The organism is Marinimicrobium locisalis (assembly GCF_039822625.1).
Lineage (GTDB): Bacteria > Pseudomonadota > Gammaproteobacteria > Pseudomonadales > Cellvibrionaceae > Marinimicrobium > Marinimicrobium locisalis.
On record NZ_JBDLLG010000001.1, the window covers coordinates 320,762 to 339,504 of the forward strand.

Consider the following 18,743-nt stretch of genomic DNA (forward strand, 5'->3'; position numbering starts at 1 on the left):
CACCCTCAAGCAGCTTACTCGCCAGCTCCCGATTCCGCCTGGCGGCTGCGCGGGTCATTGGCTGCCCGGGTCAGGGGGCGTGGGTTGTGGGTGACCGACGGCGGCTGGCGGGTATCCAACGCTCGAGCCGTTGATTGCTCCCGCTGCTCGGTGATGATTTCGGCGGGAACCCTGGATTGCGGAGCCAGACGAGGGTCGTTGGCGGCGCGTTTGGGGGTTGCCGAAGGCGCTTGAGCGGGTTTGGCCTGGGGCGCCGGAGCTTCAGGCGACTTCTGCGCCACAGTCTCTGGGGCGGGCTCGGCTTCCGACGCCGACGACGGTTGTTGAGCCGCAGAAGGCTTCTCTTCAGTCGAGGAAGGCTCAGTTGGCGTGGAAGGCTTTTTCTCGACTTCAGAGGACGGCTCTTGGTCAGTCGGCAACGGGGCTTTTTCTGCCGCCGAAGGGGACGCTGGCGCTTGTTGAGGCTGGCGCTCCTGGGGCGCTTCCTTTGGTTTGGCGGAGGCAGTGCTTGGCGCCGGCTGGGAGGGGCGAGCCTGTTCGCTGGGCGCCGCTTTCGGTTCGGCGGTGCGAGGCGGTTCACCCACTTGGCGCTGGCTCACTTGCGCGCGAGCCCGCTCGACGGTTTTCTCCGTCGGCCGGGTCTGGACCACGGCGTCTGAAGCCGGCTCTGCCTTAGGCTTGTCGGTGGCCTCACTGTCCGAGGGCTCGGGGCCTCGTTTTTGTTCGGAGCCGACGGCCTGTTCAGGAGCGTCTGCCACCTGCTCCCGGTTGTCATTGCGCGGCTTGTCGCTCGCCACCGTTGGGGAGTCGGTTTGGGCCGCCTTCTGGCTCGGCTTTTCAGTCGGCTCGGTGTCAACGGCCTCCGACGACGTCTCGCCAGCCTCACTCTGTGGCTGGTTGCTCCGGCGAGGCTTACGGTTCTCCGCGCCGGACTTTTCAGAGGCTTCGGCGGTGGCTTCCTGGTTGGCGGCCTGAATATCGTTCGCCTTCTCAATCACCTCGTCCGGGATCTCACGCCGGTTGCGACGGCGGGGGCCGGAGCGCGGGCGACGGCCCGCCGGGCGTTTCGGTGGACGGCTGTCCTGGGAGTCGCTATCAGAGCCTTGAGCGTCTTTGTTGGTGTCCGCGGCCGATGATTTATCGGCTGCGGGTGCCTTGTCCGCCGCCGGTGACTTCTCTGCGGGCCCCCTGTCGTTTGAGGCACGCTTGTCGTCGCTTTGGCGGGTGTCGGGCTTGTTGCCGCCGCGACGGTTGCGTCCGCCGCGCGAGCGACGATTGCCGCCTTCGGTGGTTTTGTCGCCGTCCTCTTTTGCCTTCTCCGGCGCCTTGTCGGAGTCCCGACGCTTGTCTCTGTCGCCTTTGGAGGCGTCGCGGTCATCACGACGATTGGTGTTTCGGCGGTTCCGGCCGCCACCTTCGCGACGACGGTTCTGGCTTTGCCCGTTCCGGCCATGGCGACTGCGCTGGTGCCCGCCCTTTTTGTTGTCGCTGTCCTTCTTGCGGTCGTCCTCTTCTTCGCTTTGGAACAGACCCGCCAGTAGGGCGGTAAAGCGCTCCCACAGAGTCGGCACCTTGGGGGCCGGGGGCGTGGGCGCTGCTTCGCTGGGTGCCGCCGGCTGGACCACAGGCTGGGCGGCGGGAACCGGCTTGGCTTTAATATCGGTCTCTTCTTCGCTGTGCTCGTCGGCCGTGGCGACGATTTTGTAGCTGGTTTCCAGAGTGCCTTCGTCATCGTCGCGCAAGCGTTGCACTTCAAAGTGCGGTGTCATCATGTCCGAGTTCGGCACCACGACCACGCGGGTGTTGTTGCGCTGCTCGATGTTGGAAATGGTCTTACGCTTTTCGTTGAGCAGGTAGGTAGCCACGGAGAGCGGGGCGATGGCGCGAATTTCGGCGCTGCGCTCTTTCTGCGCTTCCTCTTCCACCAAGCGCAAGATCGAGAGGGCCAAAGAGCGGGTGCTGCGAATGGTGCCCTGGCCGTTACAACGGGGGCATACCTTGGCATGAACTTCGCCCAGAGAGGGGCGCAACCGCTGGCGGGACATCTCCAGCAGGCCAAAGCGGGAAATCCGGCCCACCTGAACACGGGCTCGGTCCATGTTCAGGGCGTCGCGCATGCGGTTTTCCACTTCGCGCTGGTTGCGCGCGGGCTGCATGTCGATAAAGTCGATGACGATCAAGCCGCCCATGTCCCGCAGACGCAACTGACGGGCAATCTCGTCCGCCGCTTCCAGGTTGGTCTGAAGCGCGGTCTCTTCAATGTCGCCGCCTTTGGTGGCACGCGAAGAGTTGATGTCGATGGAAATCAGCGCCTCGGTCACATCGATAACGATCGAGCCGCCGGAGGGGAGTTTTACCTCTCGTTGGAAGGCGGTTTCGATCTGGCTTTCAATTTGATAGCGGTTAAACAGCGGAATGTCATCTTCGTACAGCTTTACCTTGCTGCCGAAGTTCGGCATGACTTGCTGAATAAACCCATTTGCCAGGTCGTAGGCTTCCTTGTTGTCCACCATGACCTCGCCCACGTCTTGGCGCAGGTAGTCACGGATGGCACGAATAATAACGTTGCTTTCCTGGAAGAGAAAGTTGGGGGCAGGGGCGCTTTTGGCAGCCTTGTCGATGGATTCCCACAGCTGCAGCAGGTAATTGAGGTCCCACTGAAGCTCTTCCGAACTGCGGCCCACGCCGGCGGTTCGGATGATAATGCCCATACCGGAGGGGATTTCGACGCCGCTCAGAGCGTCCTTTAGCTGGGCGCGGTCTTCCCCCTCAATGCGGCGGGAAATGCCGCCCGCACGGGGGTTGTTGGGCATCAATACCAGGTAGCGCCCCGCCAGGCTGACAAAGGTGGTAAGAGCAGCGCCCTTGTTGCCGCGCTCTTCCTTGTCCACTTGCACGATGACTTCCGTGCCTTCCTTAACCACTTCCTTGATTTTGATGCGGCCCTCGACCTCATTCGGAGCCTTGGTGAAGTACTCGCGGGAGATTTCTTTCAGAGGGAGAAAACCGTGGCGGTCGGCACCGTAATCAACGAAGGCGGCTTCCAGGCTGGGTTCTACCCGGGTAATCTTGCCTTTGTAGATGTTGGCTTTTTTTTGCTCGCGGTTGCGGTTTTCGATGTCCAGATCGTACAGCCACTGGCCGTCGACCAGAGCAACGCGCAACTCTTCAGGTTGAGTTGCGTTAATGAGCATTCTTTTCATGCGTTACCTAATGTTTGTTAGTCCGGGCACCAGGCACGCGGAATAACCAAGGTCAACGCTGTTGTGTTTTTATAACCGCTTCAATGGCGTCCGCGGTGGGCGGACCCCATGGGTCGGGGGCAGAGGGCAACCTCCAGCCGCTCTATCCGCCCGGCAGTTGGCCGGTGGGCGGAGGAGGCTGGAAGTCGCCTTGATCGTCATACAATCCTGCTCCATGAAACTCTACTTTTCCGGTTTAGGCTTCAGGTGGCGCTTGGCGAGCCGGGCTCGAACGAAGCGCCACGTGGAATCTGGCAGTGCCGGGATTGTGTTCGGGCGCCGGGTCGTCACCTGTGTGTCGGGGCCCGCCGGAGTGTCGCGCGGTCTGAGCCTTTGCTTCATTGTGACGCCGGATATTCACCTGGCCGGCATTGCGTAGAAATCAGAGTTCTACAAAAACACTTACAGTATCAACAGTGGCTATCACGCGTCTGGCGCGATGGTCATGGTGTGCTCCGCAGGCCTTTCGGGCTTCATTGCGGTAGCACCGGTTTTGTCAGTTCACTGGCCGCGCCGGGGGGAGGGAAGTCGTCTCGCCATTCCCAGAGGGGCCTGATGTGCTGTCAGCGGTATTTCCTCGCAACAGGCCTGTTTTGCGTCTACCTGTCCGGAAACCTGCCTGTCCCAGCAGCCCGGAATATAACAGTAATTGCAAAAAGCTTCAATTAACGGCTATTCGGGCCCGCTGGAGATCGCCGCCGTGGCGGCTTTGCGCTATCATGCGCCTCATGACGCATACACCTCGCACTTCCGGACGCCGAGGCTCGGCGAACCCAGATCCGGAGCTTCCGACACCAGAGCCCCCGAAAAAGGTCCAATGGCTGACGATCGATGACGATCAGGCCGGCCAGCGGGTGGATAACTTCCTTATGACTCGCCTGAAAGGCGTGCCCAAATCCAAGGTGTATAACATCCTTCGCAAGGGGGAAGTCCGGGTTAATAAAGGGAGGGTGAAGCCGACCTACCGGCTGCAGGCCGGCGATCAGCTGCGGGTGCCCCCGGTCCGGGTCGCCGACCGGCCCCAGGCAGCCAAGCCTAGCGACCGGTTAACCGCCCAGCTGGAGCAGAGCGTTTTGTTCGAAAACGAAGGACTCTTGGTGATCAACAAGCCCCCCGGTCTGGCGGTACATGGGGGCAGCGGAGTGAGTCTCGGGTTAATTGAAGTGCTGAGGCAAATGCGCCCTGAAGCCCGCTTTTTGGAACTGATTCACCGGCTTGACCGGGATACCTCCGGCTGCATTATGGTGGCCAAAAAACGCAGCATGCTGCGCCATATGCAAGCGGCTTTGCGCGATAAGGGGCAAAGCGGTGTTACCAAGATATACCAGGCGCTGGTGTTGGGCCGCTGGTCGGAAAAGCGCCAGGCTGTGGATGCACCCCTGATGCGCCTCGATATTAAGGGCGACCGAATTGTAAAGGTGCACCCCGAGGGAAAGCCCAGCCTCACGCGATTTTCCGTGCTGTCTTATTATGCGGGTGCCACATTGATTGAGGCGCATCTGATTACCGGGCGTACTCACCAAATTCGCGTCCATGCCCAATCGGCGGGGCACAGTTTGGTGGGGGATGAAAAGTACGGGAACGACGAGGCCAATCGGCACTGGCGCGAAAAGGGAGTCAAGCGCCTCTTCTTGCATGCGGCAAAACTAGGGTTTTATTTGCCCGGGGAAAGTGAGCTCACGCAAGTGGAGGCGCCTTTGCCGCCGGATTTGTCGGGTGTTCTTGAGCGACTGGAACGTTAATCGAAGAGGTTATTGGTGTGTTATTGATTTTTGACTGGGATGGGACCCTGAGCGATTCCACCGGGTTAATCACCCGGGCCATGCAGCAGTCCGCCAGAGATCTGGGGTGGGTGGTTCCGGAAGATGAGGCGGTTCACAACATTATCGGGCTGGGTTTGCCCGAAGCGCTGGTAACCTTGTTCCCTGCGTTGGATGAAGAGGCTCGCGCCCAGGTTCGTGACCGCTATCGGATAAACTATCTCCAGCAGGACAAAGAGTGCCCGCCCAAACTCTTCCCCAGCGTGATGGAAACCCTGACGCGGTTGCGTGAGGAAGGCCACCAAATGGCCGTCGCCACCGGGAAGAGTCGGGTGGGGCTCGACCGCGTATTGAAAGCGGTGGGGCTTGAGCATTTCTTTCATGCCACTCGGTGCGCTGATGAAACGGCGTCCAAACCTCATCCGCTAATGCTTCACCAGTTGATGGAGGAGCTAAAGGGCGGCCCTGAAGAAGCCGTCATGATTGGCGATACCGAGTACGATATGGATATGGGTCGGCGTGCCTCAATGGCGAGAATCGCCGTCAGCTACGGGGCGCACGAAATTCATCGCCTGCATCCCTATGAGCCGGTGCTGTGTATGGACCAGTTCGGCGAGCTGTTGCAGTGGGACCGCTTATAAATCTGGCTTATTCAGGGTTTGCCTTTACGGCTGTGACAACAGGGGGTCCACGCCCGCCTCCAGTAGCATATCGGTGAGCGCAATCAGGGGTAAGCCGATCAGGGCGTTGGGGTCCTCTCCTTCAAGGCGCTCGAACAGGCGGATCCCCAGAGCCTCCATTTTAAATGCGCCGGCGCAGTCATAAGGCGCTTCCTTTGTTAAATAGGCTTCAATCTGAGCGTCGGTCAGCGGCCGAAAGTGGACGTAAAACCTTTCGCAGTGGGACCGGTGGAGGCCGGTACGGGCATCGTAGAGGCAAAGCCCGGTATAAAAAGTGACCCGTTGGCCGCTGGCGGCGCGCAACTGCTCTGTGGCTCGGTGGTGGTCGCCCGGTTTGCCCAGGGGGCGGCCGTCGAGGCTAGCGACCTGGTCGGAGCCGATGATAAGCAGGGGTTGCGGAGTTTTAGGCGCCAGCGCCAGCGCCTTACTTATTGCCAGACGCTCGGCTAAGGCGGCGGGCGCTTCGTCCACTCCCGGCGATTCATCCACCTCTGGCGAGGTGGTCGTAAAGGGCAGGCCGAGGCGTTCGAGCAGTTGCCGGCGATAGGGCGAGCTTGAGGCGAGTAACAGTTTCGGCACGATCAGGCTCCCGTTTTGGGGGTAAAAACCCCATATTCTACCCGAAAGGCCCGTCACTCCGCTCTTGCAGCGCTTTTTTCTTTGACACGGGCGGTGCTTATCCCTATTATTGCGCGCTTATGTTTTCTGCCCCCTATGACAAGCCCCTGCCGCGCCAGGGCGACCCGCGCAAATTTGCACAGCAGGGCGCCCAGATGAGCGGTTATTTGCCGGTGGAAAAACTCAACCGGATTCGGGGCCTGTTACGCGAGGATCAGGCACAGGCTCGCGTTGACCTGACCTTCGGAATCAGCGAAGAGGGTAAGTTGGTGGTGGAGGGCCAGGCCGAGGCCGATCTGGTTTTCACGTGCCAGCGTTGTCTGGGGCCGGTCACCTTGCCGGTGGAAGCGTCTATCGAGCTGGCGATGGTTCGGTCCGAGGAAGAAGGCAAGCGATTGCCTCGAACCCTGGATCCATGGTTGTTGCCGGATGATGGAAACACCGACCTCTACAGGATGGTAGAGGAAGAGTTATTACTGAGTTTGCCGACAGTGGCATACCACGAGGAAGCCTGCATTGATGAGCAATTGCTCAGCAGCGGCGACCCCGTGGAGCCGAAGCCGGCGGAAAACCCGTTTCAAGTTCTGAAGCAATTAAAGGGCTCGCCGAAAAAGTGAGGCGCCCCGGCTTCAGTTATATTGTCAACAGGAGATTATCATGGCCGTTCAAAAAAATCGTAAAACCCGTTCCAAGCGTGGCATGCGTCGTGCACACGACGCGCTGACTGGTAAGGCGCTGTCTGTGGACCCGACTACCGGTGAGAAGCACCTGCGTCACCACGTGTCCGCCGACGGCTTTTACCGCGGTCGCAAAGTGGTAGACACTGGCAACGACGAGTAAGATCGGGCCGCTGAGCGATTCAGCTACTCGATAATGATTCGTATAGCGGTAGACGCTATGAGCGGGGACTTAGGTCCCCGCACTGCTATATCGGCGGTGCTCCAGCTGGCGGCGTCCGCCGCGCCCGGTGTCCGCTTTATTCTTGTAGGGGAGCGCTCTTCTCTAGAGCGACTGCTGCCCGATTCCCTTCCGTCCTCCCTTCGTCTGCATCACGCCCCCTCCTGGGTGGCCATGGGTGATGACCCCCGTAGCGCACTGCGCCACGGCCGGGAAACGTCTATGTGGCAAGCCTTGGAGCTGGTGCGAACGGGGGAGGCCGACGCCTGTGTCAGTGCTGGCAATACCGGGGCGCTGATGGCTATGGGGCGGTACCTGCTTAAGAGTCTTCCCGGTATTCAGCGTCCCGCCATTTGTAAAGCCGTGCCGGTCTCCCAGGGCCGCACCTATATGCTGGACTTGGGGGCGAACCTTGAGGCCAGTGCCGAACAGCTTCACCAGTTTGCCCTTATGGGCTCTGTGCTTGCTTCCCGTGAGCTTGGGCGAGAGGCCGAAGTGGCGCTGCTGAACGTGGGAACCGAGGCGGCCAAAGGGCCCGAGGTGGTGCGCGCGGCTGATGAGCTTATTAACGCCGACGGGCGAATCCGTTACCTGGGCTACATTGAAGGTGACGATATTTACTCCGGGCGGGCGGACGTTGTGGTCTGCGACGGCTTCACCGGCAACGTCGCCCTCAAAGCCAGCGAAGGCGTGGCGCGTCTGATCGGTAATAAGTTGCGCGACGGTATCCGCTCGCGCCGCCGTTACCGCCTGGCGGTGCCGCTGCTCAGGCCATTGTTAAAGCGGTGGCGCACCGAGCTGGACCCCGGCGTCTACAACGGTGCGATTTTCCTGGGATTGCGCCGACCAGTCATCAAAAGCCATGGCAACGCGGATGAGTCGGCTTTTGGCCGGGCTCTGGAAGTGGCAATTGAGCAGGTTCGCCGGCGCATTGTGGAGCATATCGACTCCGAGCTAAGACAAAAGAATCAGAGCTGAGAGCCTGAGGGTTCTCGCTCGGTACCAACCATATAAGAGGTAAAGACTTATGTCCGAATCATCTCTGGGCTCATCCGCACTCGGTTTTGTTTTTCCGGGGCAGGGGTCGCAAAAAGTGGGCATGCTCGCCGACTTGGCGGCCGAGCACAGCCTGGTTACCGAAACCTTTTCCGAAGCGTCTGATGTGCTCGGTTATGACTTGTGGGAGCTGGTCCAAAAAGGCCCTCAGGAGCAATTGAACCTGACCGAACGTACCCAACCCTTGCTGTTGACCGCCAGTGTCGCGGTATGGCGCCTATGGCAGTCGCAAAATGGACCGCAGCCGGCGCTGCTGGCGGGCCACAGTCTGGGCGAATGGTCGGCCTTGGTGGCCGCTGGGGTGGTGGATTTTGCCGATGCGGTCGGACTGGTCCAACTGCGTGGCAAATTGATGCAGGAGGCCGTTCCGGCCGGCCAGGGCGGCATGGCCGCGATCATCGGCTTGGAAGATGCGGACATTATTGACGCCTGTGAGCGCGGAGCCGAAGGGGAGGTGGTTTCGCCGGTGAACTTTAACTCGCCGGGGCAGGTCGTTATTGCGGGCGCCTCCGGGGCTGTGGATCGAGCGATGGCGTTGTGCAAAACCGCCGGCGCCAAACGGGCCCTGGCGCTGCCGGTCAGCGCGCCGTTCCACACCGCTTTGATGCGGCCGGCCGCCGATGGTTTGGCACCTAAAGTTGAGTCAACCGAGTTCCGTGCCCCCCGTATTCCCGTGGTGCACAACGTCAACGCGGATACGGAGTCAGACCCTCAGGCTATTAAGCGCCTGATGATCGAACAGATCTACAGTCCAGTGTTGTGGGTTGATTGTGTACGTACCCTGCTCGGGCGGGGCGTGAGCACCGTGGTTGAATGTGGTCCGGGAAAGGTGCTTTCAGGGTTGAACAAGCGAATCGACAAGTCGATAAGCACCCTGTCCATTGAAACGCCGGATGAGCTTCAGGCGGTCTTACAACAAGCGAAAGGGGAATAACGCTCATGAACAATCTCGAAGGTAAGGTGGCTTTGGTCACTGGTGCCAGCCGTGGTATTGGCGCGGCCGTGGCCGATCAACTGGGCGCCGGTGGCGCCGTGTTGATCGGCACTGCCACCAGCGAAGCAGGGGCGGAGAAAATTACCCAGCGCCTGCAGGAAAAAGGTATCAAAGGGGAAGGATTGGTGCTGAATGTCACCGACGCCGACTCGATAAAAGCGCTGCTTTCGACCATGAAAGAGCGTCACGGCGTGCCGGAGGTGTTGGTTAACAACGCCGGCATCACCAAGGACAACCTGCTGATGCGGATGAACGATGAGGAGTGGTTTGATGTGATCAATACCAACCTCAGTTCCGTTTACCGCTTGAGCAAAGCCGTGCTGCGGGGGATGATGAAAGCTCGCTGGGGCCGAATTATCAACATCAGTTCCGTGGTTGGGGCCATGGGTAACCCGGGCCAGTCCAACTATGCGGCCAGTAAGGCGGGCGTAGCCGGATTTGCACGATCGCTAGCCGCTGAGGTAGGCTCGCGGGGTATTACGGTTAACACGGTGGCGCCAGGGTTTATCGACACGGATATGACCCAAGCGTTGCCGGAAGAGCAGCGCGAGCAGCTGCTGAATAAGATTCCGCTGGGCCGTCTCGGCCAACCGGAGGAAATCGCCGCGGTAGTGGCTTTTTTGGCGAGCGATGCCGGAGGTTACGTCAGCGGCGAAACGATACATGTCAATGGCGGCATGTATATGGCATAGTGGTTTGGCCAAGTTTATGATTTTTATGAAATTTTTGTAAAAATCAAAGAAATTTGGCCATATCCATTACAACCCGGAGCAATTCGATGTAAAATGCGCGTCGATTTTGTCCGTAGCTTAATCAAGGAGTCGCCTCGATATTTGCCTGATGGTTTGAGGGCACGGGAACCGGCTTCGTCGATACTACCTACTAGGAGTTATATAACATCATGAGCAGCATTGAAGAACGGGTTAAAAAAATTGTTGCCGAGCAACTGGGTGTGAAAGAAGAAGAAGTTAAAAACGAAGCTTCTTTTGTCGAAGATCTGGGCGCCGACTCCCTCGACACCGTCGAACTGGTGATGGCTCTGGAAGAGGAATTCGAAACCGAAATTCCCGACGAAGAAGCGGAAAAGATCACCACTGTTCAGCTGGCAATCGATTACATCAATGCCAACTTGGCGTAATCTTCAAGCTGGTTGATTACCGTCTTCCGAAAAGCCGTATTATTGCGAAATAGTACGGCTTTTTCTTTGGAAGGGTGAGCCGACTGCGGTCGGTGGTAACCTTACCTCGTAGTCGGGCTCCGGTCCCCTTCTCGCCGTAAAGGAGGAGGGGAGGGCCCGGCGTTAGCTATTTATGTCGGAGAACTTCTAAGGTGTCGCGCAAAAGAGTCGTAGTTACCGGGCTGGGGATGGTGAGCCCTTTGGGGAACACCGTCGCCGATAGCTGGCGTGGAATCGTCAATGGTGTCAGTGGCGCCGCGTCTATCACACACTTCGATCCCTCGGCCTTTACCACCCAGTTTAGCGCCTCGGTAAAGGACTTTTCGGTCGAAGGCTATTACCCCGTCAAAGATGCCCGGAAGATGGATCCATTCATCCAGTTCGGCATGGTTGCCGGGATTCAGGCCATGCGTGATTCGGGGTTGGAGGTGGATGAAGCCAACAGCCATCGAATGGGGGTTTCGATCGGTTCCGGGATCGGGGGCATCGGTTCGATTGAAGACGGAACCAAGCTTATCGAGGAGAAGGGGCCGCGGCGTATTTCACCCTTCTTTGTGCCCGGTGCCATCATCAACATGATCGCCGGGAACCTGTCGATTATGTACGGTCTGCGGGGCCCGAATATCGCGATTACCACCGCTTGCACTACCGGTACCCACAGCATCGGTTACGCCGCCCGTAGCATCATGCACGGCGAGTGTGACGTAATGCTGGCCGGTGGCGCGGAGATGGCCACCACGCCCTTGGGGCTTGGTGGGTTTGCCGCGGCTCGGGCGCTGTCCACTCGCAACGATGACCCGAAGGCTGCCAGCCGCCCCTGGGACAAGGACCGTGATGGGTTTGTGCTCGGTGACGGCGCCGGGGTGATGGTGCTCGAGGAATACGAACACGCGAAGGCCCGTGGCGCTAATATTTATGCGGAGCTGTCGGGGTTTGGCATGAGTGGTGATGCCTTCCACATGACCTCTCCGCCCGCTGATGGTGCCGGTGCGGCACTGGCTATGCAGAACGCCATCAACGATGCAGGCATTCCGGTGGAGGCAATCCGCTACATCAATGCCCATGGCACCTCAACCCAGGCCGGAGACCGTGCCGAGTGTCAGGCGGTGAAAACCATCATGGGCTCGGCGGTGGACCAGGTGGCAGTCAGCTCGACAAAGTCCATGATCGGTCACCTGTTGGGTGCGGCCGGCGCGGTAGAGGCCATTTTTAGCGTGCTGGCTATCCGCGACCAAGTGGCACCCCCCACAATTAATCTGAAAAACCCGGATGAAGGCTGCGATATCAACCTGGTGCCGAACACGGCCCAGGAGCGAGAAATCGACGCGGTTTTGTCCAATTCGTTCGGGTTTGGCGGCACCAACGGTTCGCTGATTTTCCGCAAGGTTTGACGGGCGGTTAATGTCAGCTGAAACGCACGCCGGGGTGGGCTTCACCCCGGCGTTTTAGTATCCGCCTCTGGTAAACTGTCCTTATGTCCGACTCTTCAATAATTACGCTTACGAACGGGGCTTTTGACGCCGACCTTTCGCCTCTGGATCGGGGCTTGGCGTTCGGTGATGGCCTTTTTGAAACCTGTCGGGTCAGGGCCGGGCAGGTCCCGCTTTGGCTGCTGCACGCGCGGCGGCTGCGCTCGGGGGCCGAACGGCTGGGCATTCCTCTCGACGAGGAGCGGCTCGAGCGTGAGCGCGACCAGCTATTGGAGGCCGCCTCGGGCCAAAGCGGCGTACTTAAGCTGATTCTGACTCGAGGGCAGGGCGGTCGAGCCTATCAGCCGCCCGCTCACCCCGCCCCCAGTCTCTGCTGGCAGTTTCGCCCGGGTGAACCTCCGAGCTGGGAAGCGGGGCAAACCGGGGTCACCCTCTACCAGTGTCGGCACCGGCTGGGGGATAACCCGGCGCTGGCTGGAATGAAGCATCTCAATCGCCTTGAGTATGTTTTGGCCCGCTCCGAGTGGGGCAACGACTACCCCGAAGGGCTGCTGCTCGACGGTGAAGGGCGAGTGGTTGAAGGGACGCTAAGTAATGTATTTGTCCGTCTGGAAGAGGGTTGGCGAACGCCCAGGCTTGAGCGCAATGGCGTCGCGGGCGTCATGCGCCAGCTGCTGCTCGACTCCCTGGCCCCGGCGCAGGAAATTGCGGTAACGGAGGCCGCCATCAGTGTCGAAGAATTGATGACGGCGCGTGAATGGTTTGTATGTAACAGTGTGTTTGGGCTCTGGCCGGTCGTTGGTTTGGCCCCCGAGGGCGCTCATTGGCCCGTGGGAGAGCAGACCCGCCAGCTTCAGAGGGCCTTTGATTCGTGGTTGGAGGGCCGCTCCACCACAAAAAGCATGATAATGACGACAACGGGAGAGTAAGCGTGGCACGAGTATTGGGAGGGTTAATTCTGGTGGGGCTGGTCTTGGGAGCGGGGTTGGCGGCCTATGGCTACCACTGGCTCAACAGTCCGCTACAATTGCCGCCGGAAGGGTTACGCTATCAGCTCGACCGAGGAAAGAGTCTCAGTCATGTCACGGCCGATTTGGCTCAACAGGACGTGCTCAAACACCCCAGAGCGCTCAGTCTCTATGCAAGGTTGACCGACCAAGCCCGGGTCCATGCGGGGGAGTATCGGCTCCGGCCCGGCCTGACCCCCGAGGCGCTCTTGGTACAGCTGGTCGAGGGGGACGTCATTCTCCACCAGATTACCCTGGTTGAGGGGTGGACCTATCAGCAGGCGCTTTCGGTCCTGCATGCCGAACCTACAATTGAGGCGGAGCTCAAAGGGCTGTCGCAGTCGGAACAGCTTCGTCGCCTCGGTCTTGAGCTGGACCACCCGGAGGGGTGGTTCTTTCCGGACACCTATCGATATGTGCGTGGCACCACCGATGTCACCTTGTTGCGTCGAGCCCACAAGGCGATGGATCGCCAACTGAAAGCGCTGTGGGAGACGCGGGCCTCGGGTCTGCCCTACGAGTCGCCCTACGAAGCTCTGATTATGGCGTCCATCGTCGAGCGGGAGACCGGCGCCCCCTGGGAGCGTGGTAAGATCGCGGGCGTATTTGTTCGACGGCTCGAACGTGGCATGCGCCTCCAAACCGACCCCACCGTGATCTATGGCATGGGAGACCGGTACAAGGGTAAGCTCGGCCGGCGCGACCTGCGCACTCCTTCTGACTATAACACCTACACCATATCGGGTTTGCCGCCCACACCAATCGCCCTTCCGGGGCGCGGCGCTCTGGAGGCCGCCATGAATCCGGAGCCGGGCACGGCGCTGTATTTTGTCGCTAAAGGCGACGGCACCCACGTTTTTTCCGACACCCTGGAGGCGCACAACCGAGCGGTGAGGGAGTATCAACTCCGCCGCCGGGAAGACTATCGCTCAAGTCCACCGGCCGCCCGTGAAGAAGGCGGGCGCCCCGAAGACTTGTCCGAAGAGGGGGGCTAAGTCCTTGGTTTGCTAGGAAAAGCGGCAGGGAGCGTTTACAATGAGCGGTTTTTACCGGCCTGACAATTAGCGGGTCAACCTTCACTGAGCCAATGGGAAAGCGAGCCGTATGAGCGATCATCCATCCGCCGGAAATAACAGCAACGTCGAAAAAGCGGCGGCGGAAAAGCCCCAACACTTTATCCAGCAGATCATCCGCAAGGATTTGGAAGCTGGAAAGGTGGAAAAGGTGGTAACCCGTTTCCCCCCGGAGCCCAATGGTTACCTTCACATTGGCCATGCCAAGTCCATTTGCCTGAACTTTGGCATGGCGGAAGAGTTTGGCGGTGTGTGCCATTTACGGTTTGACGATACCAACCCCGAAAAAGAAAACGAAGAGTATGTAAACGCCATTAAAGCCGACGTGCAGTGGCTCGGGTTTCAGTGGGGTGGGCCGGTTCGTTATACCTCCGATTATTTCCAGGTGTTGTATGACTGGGCGCTGCACTTGATTCGTGAAGGCAAAGCGTACGTGTGTGATCTGACCCCCGACCAAGCACGGGAGTATCGTGGCACGCTGACTGAGCCCGGGCGCAACAGTCCTTTTCGTGATCGTAGCGTGGAGGAGAACCTCGAGCGTTTTGAGAAAATGCGGCGCGGGGAGTTCGAGGAGGGCAGTTGCTCATTGCGAGCGAAAATTGACATGGCCGCGCCCAATATCAATTTGCGCGATCCGGTGATCTACCGGATCAAAAAAGCCAAGCACCACCACACCGGCGATACCTGGAGCATCTATCCCTCCTATGATTTCGCCCATGGCCAGAGTGATGCCGTGGAAGGGGTCACCCATTCCATCTGTACGCTGGAGTTTGAAGACCACCGTCCGCTGTATGACTGGTTCATTGAAAACCTGCCAGTGCCGGCCCGACCGCGCCAGTACGAATTCGCGCGCTTGAATATCAATTACACCATGACCAGCAAGCGTAAACTCAAGCAGCTGGTGGACGAGGGGCACGTGGATGGCTGGAATGACCCACGAATGCCCACTATTTCCGGCATGCGCCGGCGCGGTTACCCGCCCCAGGCGCTGCGGAATTTCTGTGCGAACATCGGCGTAACCCGATCGGACAGCGTGGTGGATGTGGGCATGCTCGAATACGCCGTTCGGGATTATTTGGACAAGAACGCACCGAGGGCCATGTGTGTACTTCGGCCTTTGAAAGTGACGCTGACCAATTACGCCTCCGATAAAGTGGAAGAAGTGCGCGCGCCCGGCCATCCGAATCGGGACGACTTCAGTGCTCGAGTGCTGCCGTTTACCCACACCGTGTATATCGAGCAGGAAGACTTTCGAGAAGAAGCCAACAAAAAATACAAGCGTTTGGTGTTGGGCAAGCGGGTGCGCCTGCGCAACGCTTATGTCATTGAGGCCGATGAAGCCATTAAAGATGAGTCGGGCGAGGTCATCGAAGTCCGCGCGCGCATCATTGAAGATACCCTGGGCAACGACCCCGCCGATGGCGTTAAACCCAAAGGGGTTATTCATTGGGTATCGGCGACTCATCATCTTAATTGCGAGGTTCGTCTGTATGATCGTCTCTTCAGCGATCCAGCGCCGGATGCCGGCGGTAAGGACTTTTTGAAGTCCCTCAATCCGGAGAACCTGAAAGTGTTGGATAACTGTAAGGCGGAAATCAGCTTGGCGTCGGCCAAGGTGGGAGACCATTACCAGTTTGAACGCTCCGGTTACTTCTGTCTTGACAGCAAGTACTCCACGCTGGACAAACCGGTGTTCAATCGCACGATCGAGTTGCGTGACACCTGGGCCAAAATTCAAAATCAGCAATAGCCTTATGACTCTGAACTTATACAACACTCTGACCCGCCAGAAAGAGACGTTTAAACCCATTGAACCGGGTAAAATCTCAATGTACGTTTGTGGCGTAACGGTCTACGATTACTGCCACTTGGGGCACGCGCGCGTGTTGGTGGTGTTTGATGTGATGGCCCGCTTCCTGCGCAGTCAGGGCTGGGACTTGACCTATGTGCGCAATATCACCGATATCGATGACAAAATCCTTCGTCGCGCCGAAGAAAACGATGAACCGTACCAAAGCTTGACCGATAGGTTCATTGAAGCGGCCCACGAAGATGAGGCGCGTCTGGGAATCGATCCCCCGGATATCGAACCGCGAGCCACGGCTCACATCGACGATATTATCGCCATGATTCAAACACTGGTGGACAAAGGCTACGCCTATGCCGCAAGCAACGGCGATGTGTACTATCGGGTGAAGCACTTCAAAGATTACGGCAAGCTCAGCAATAAGAACCCGGAAGAATTATTGTCCGGCGCGCGTATTGACGTGGGCGAGGCCAAGGAAGACCCCCGGGACTTTGCCCTTTGGAAGCATGCAGAGGACGGCGAAGCCGGGTGGGACTCCCCCTGGGGTCACGGTCGGCCCGGTTGGCACATCGAGTGTTCCGCCATGAGCAAGCACTGCCTGGGCGAGCACTTTGATATTCACGGCGGCGGGCCGGATCTGCCGTTTCCCCATCACGAAAATGAGATCGCCCAGAGTGAGGCCGCCAATGGTTGTCACTATGTAAACTACTGGATTCATGCCGGCGCCCTGCGGGTGGACGGCGAAAAAATGTCCAAGTCCCTGGGTAACTTTTTCACTATTCGGGATGTGCTCGAAAAGTACCACCCGGAGGTGGTGCGCTACCTGTTGATTGGTAGCCATTACCGCAGCCCCATAAACTACTCGGAAGACAGCCTGATTGAGGCCCGCTCGGGGCTTGAGCGCTTGTATGGTGCCCTGCGGGATTACGCCGATGTTCCCCCCGCAAGCGCGGAGTCGCTGGCCGAGAGCCGTTTTTACAGCGACTTTGTCGCCGCTCTGAATGACGATTTTAATACCCGACTGGCGTTGGCGGCCATGTATGAACTGGTCAGAGAGCTCAACAGCGCGCGCGAGCCTGACAAAGGACGAGCGCTGGCGGCCGAGTTGAAGGCCATGGGGGCGATTCTGGGATTGTTGAAAGAGGCTCCCGATCGGTTTTTGCAGGCTGGCGCCGGCGACGACATCAATGCCGAAAAGGTTGAGGCTCTGATCGTCGAGCGAGCCGAAGCCAAGAAGGCCAAGAATTTCGCCCGGGCCGATGAAATCCGCGACCAACTTCTGGCCGAAGGCGTGGTGCTTCAGGATTCCCCCAGCGGAACCCAGTGGCGGCGAGAGTGAGTAGGCTCGGGCAAAAGACGCCCGAGGCCGGAGAGGTGTAATTATGTCGTTCCGAAAAGCCTATCGCCGCTACCGCACGCTCTGGGTCAGCCTAATCGCTTGTGGCGCCTTTCTGGCGCTGGCGGTTTGGGGTTGGGGCGTTGAGCCCGGAGAGTTGGCCGGCTTTCTGGGGGCGGCCGCGGTACTGCTGCTGGGCCTGATTCTGTTGGCGGCGCTGGTGGGTTACGTGCTCTTCAAATTACGCCGATGGCGGGAGAAGTAGGGCGACAAGCCGGCGTTACTCGGAGTTACGTTGTCGTCGCTCCACCCGCAACCAGGCAATCATTTTGTCGGTAAGTGCGGTGGTTTCAAAGCGGTACCCATCCAGGGCAAAGCCAATGTTGGCGTCGGGGATGCTTTCCAAGTACTCCATCGCCAGGCCATTGAGCGTTTTCGGCCCGTCTTGAGGTAAATCCCAGTTCAGGCTGCGATTAATATCGCGAATAAATGTGCCGCCGTCGATCAGGTAAGAGCCATCGTCTTGAGGCAGGATGTCGTCCACGGATTCTTCGGCCGCGTTGGTCGTGAAGTCTCCGACAATCTCTTCCAGTAGGTCTTCCAGCGTCACCAGCCCCTGAACCTCACCGTACTCGTCCACCACCAGTGCCATACGGCACTTCTGCTGCTGGAAGTTTAGCAGTTGAGTGTGCAGCGGTGTGGCTTCGGGGACGAAGTAGGGGTCGTTGGCGAAGCGACGAATGTCCTCCAAGGTAATGCTTTCATCAGCGCCACGAATAAAGCGGGCCGCATTGCGAAGATGCAGAATCCCCACGACGTTATTGATGTCGCTCTCAAACAGGGGCAGACGGGTGTACTCCGTGGTGCGGATCTGCTCGAGCAGTTCGCCCACCGGACGGCTCAGGTCCAAGCCTTCGACTTCGTTGCGAGGAATCATAATATCCTCGACTGTCGACTTTTCCAGGTCGAGAATGTTGAGCAGCATGCCCTGATGCTGATCCGGGATGAGATCGCCGGCTTCATCGACCACGGTGCGTAGCTCTTCCGGATTGAGGTGCTCGATATGGCTGTGGGACTTATGTAGCCCAAACAGCTTGGCAATGCTCTTGGAAATCCCGTTGACCAGGTATACCGCCGGGGCCAAAATGAACGACAGGGGTTTGAGAAACCAGCTGGAGAAAAAGGCGAATCGCTCGGGGTACAAGGCCGCCAGGGTTTTTGGGGTCACCTCGGCGAATACCAGCATCACAAACGTCAGAATCAGCCCGGCTGCGGCAATACCGGCATCCCCGTAGAGACGCACGCCAATGACCGTTGCGATAGAGGCGGCAAAAATATTGACGAGGTTGTTGCCAATCAGAATCAGGCCAATGAGCTTGTCCGGATTCTTCAGCAACTTGGTGACCCGGAGCGCTCCGGGGTCGCCTTTTTTGCTCAGATGCTTCAGCCGGTACCGGTTGATGGACATCATTCCGGTCTCCGAGCTTGAGAAAAAGCCGGAGAGGATCAACAGCCCGACCAGGCCGGCAAACAGTGTTTCTAACGGTGCTTCATTCAAGGCGGATTAAGCCCATGTTGCTGCGAGGCCGGGTATCTTGAAGCAGATCCGAGCGGGAATCAATAGCAGAGCCCGCCCAGTGTGGCTTCGCGACTCGGGGTGTGGCAA

17 protein-coding genes are annotated in these 18,743 nt (G+C 58.8%); 14 read left to right on the forward strand and 3 right to left on the reverse strand.

Translation table 11 applies throughout. The features are described from left to right. Positions 1 to 14 precede the first annotated feature (14 nt). Positions 15 to 3,203, reverse strand: coding sequence for a ribonuclease E (gene rne / locus AAE514_RS01475; RefSeq protein ID WP_347329709.1), 3,189 nt, complete (start codon positions 3,201 to 3,203; stop codon positions 15 to 17). A gap of 767 nt (positions 3,204 to 3,970) precedes the next feature. Between rne and rluC the strand changes: the two genes are divergently transcribed. Both rluC and AAE514_RS01485 read left to right on the forward strand, forming a co-directional pair. Further along, positions 3,971 to 4,984, forward strand: coding sequence for a 23S rRNA pseudouridine(955/2504/2580) synthase RluC (rluC, locus tag AAE514_RS01480; RefSeq protein WP_347329710.1), 1,014 nt, complete (start codon positions 3,971 to 3,973; stop codon positions 4,982 to 4,984). A 17-nt stretch (positions 4,985 to 5,001) separates the two neighbouring features. Continuing rightward, a complete protein-coding gene (locus tag AAE514_RS01485) occupies positions 5,002 to 5,643 on the forward strand; it encodes an HAD-IA family hydrolase (RefSeq protein ID WP_347329711.1) in 642 nt (213 codons plus the stop codon). A 24-nt stretch (positions 5,644 to 5,667) separates the two neighbouring features. On the opposite strand, the gene AAE514_RS01490 is transcribed toward AAE514_RS01485, so the two are convergent. Next, positions 5,668 to 6,261, reverse strand: a complete 594-nt coding sequence (locus tag AAE514_RS01490) for a Maf family protein (protein WP_347329712.1) — start codon at positions 6,259 to 6,261, stop codon at positions 5,668 to 5,670. A 119-nt stretch (positions 6,262 to 6,380) separates the two neighbouring features. Between AAE514_RS01490 and AAE514_RS01495 the strand changes: the two genes are divergently transcribed. The 12 genes from AAE514_RS01495 (at position 6,381) to AAE514_RS01550 (ending at position 17,342) form a co-directional block, all read left to right on the forward strand. After that, positions 6,381 to 6,917 (forward strand): YceD family protein, encoded by a 537-nt coding sequence (locus AAE514_RS01495; RefSeq protein ID WP_347329713.1) that lies wholly within the window; start codon positions 6,381 to 6,383, stop codon positions 6,915 to 6,917. Positions 6,918 to 6,957: 40 nt separating this feature from the next. Next, positions 6,958 to 7,140: a 50S ribosomal protein L32 gene (rpmF, locus tag AAE514_RS01500; protein ID WP_347329714.1), complete on the forward strand. Its 183-nt coding sequence runs from the start codon at positions 6,958 to 6,960 to the stop codon at positions 7,138 to 7,140. A 33-nt stretch (positions 7,141 to 7,173) separates the two neighbouring features. Continuing rightward, complete coding sequence (gene plsX / locus AAE514_RS01505) at positions 7,174 to 8,175, forward strand: phosphate acyltransferase PlsX (protein WP_347329715.1); 1,002 nt, start codon at positions 7,174 to 7,176, stop codon at positions 8,173 to 8,175. Positions 8,176 to 8,239: 64 nt separating this feature from the next. Further along, positions 8,240 to 9,187: an ACP S-malonyltransferase gene (gene fabD / locus AAE514_RS01510; protein WP_347329785.1), complete on the forward strand. Its 948-nt coding sequence runs from the start codon at positions 8,240 to 8,242 to the stop codon at positions 9,185 to 9,187. A gap of 5 nt (positions 9,188 to 9,192) precedes the next feature. After that, complete coding sequence (gene fabG, locus AAE514_RS01515; RefSeq protein ID WP_347329716.1) at positions 9,193 to 9,939, forward strand: 3-oxoacyl-ACP reductase FabG; 747 nt, start codon at positions 9,193 to 9,195, stop codon at positions 9,937 to 9,939. 209 nt (positions 9,940 to 10,148) lie between these two features. Further along, positions 10,149 to 10,385, forward strand: a complete 237-nt coding sequence (gene acpP, locus AAE514_RS01520) for an acyl carrier protein (RefSeq protein WP_012487300.1) — start codon at positions 10,149 to 10,151, stop codon at positions 10,383 to 10,385. 191 nt (positions 10,386 to 10,576) lie between these two features. Then, entirely contained in the window at positions 10,577 to 11,815 is a 1,239-nt protein-coding gene (gene fabF / locus AAE514_RS01525) for a beta-ketoacyl-ACP synthase II (protein WP_347329717.1), read from the forward strand. 83 nt (positions 11,816 to 11,898) lie between these two features. Then, the gene (pabC, locus tag AAE514_RS01530; protein WP_347329718.1) at positions 11,899 to 12,783 is read left to right on the forward strand and encodes an aminodeoxychorismate lyase; all 885 of its coding nucleotides are present in this window, start codon (positions 11,899 to 11,901) and stop codon (positions 12,781 to 12,783) included. 2 nt (positions 12,784 to 12,785) lie between these two features. After that, entirely contained in the window at positions 12,786 to 13,856 is a 1,071-nt protein-coding gene (gene mltG, locus AAE514_RS01535) for an endolytic transglycosylase MltG (RefSeq protein WP_347329719.1), read from the forward strand. A gap of 109 nt (positions 13,857 to 13,965) precedes the next feature. Beyond that, positions 13,966 to 15,684 carry a glutamine--tRNA ligase/YqeY domain fusion protein gene (locus AAE514_RS01540; protein ID WP_347329720.1) on the forward strand — a complete coding sequence of 573 codons (1,719 nt, stop codon included), beginning with the start codon at positions 13,966 to 13,968 and terminating at the stop codon, positions 15,682 to 15,684. A gap of 4 nt (positions 15,685 to 15,688) precedes the next feature. Then, complete coding sequence (cysS, locus tag AAE514_RS01545) at positions 15,689 to 17,080, forward strand: cysteine--tRNA ligase (RefSeq protein ID WP_347329721.1); 1,392 nt, start codon at positions 15,689 to 15,691, stop codon at positions 17,078 to 17,080. 43 nt (positions 17,081 to 17,123) lie between these two features. After that, positions 17,124 to 17,342 (forward strand): hypothetical protein, encoded by a 219-nt coding sequence (locus AAE514_RS01550; RefSeq protein ID WP_347329722.1) that lies wholly within the window; start codon positions 17,124 to 17,126, stop codon positions 17,340 to 17,342. A 15-nt stretch (positions 17,343 to 17,357) separates the two neighbouring features. Here AAE514_RS01550 and AAE514_RS01555 read toward each other — a convergent pair whose 3' ends face one another. Next, positions 17,358 to 18,635: an HlyC/CorC family transporter gene (locus AAE514_RS01555; RefSeq protein ID WP_347329723.1), complete on the reverse strand. Its 1,278-nt coding sequence runs from the start codon at positions 18,633 to 18,635 to the stop codon at positions 17,358 to 17,360. Positions 18,636 to 18,743 lie beyond the last annotated feature (108 nt).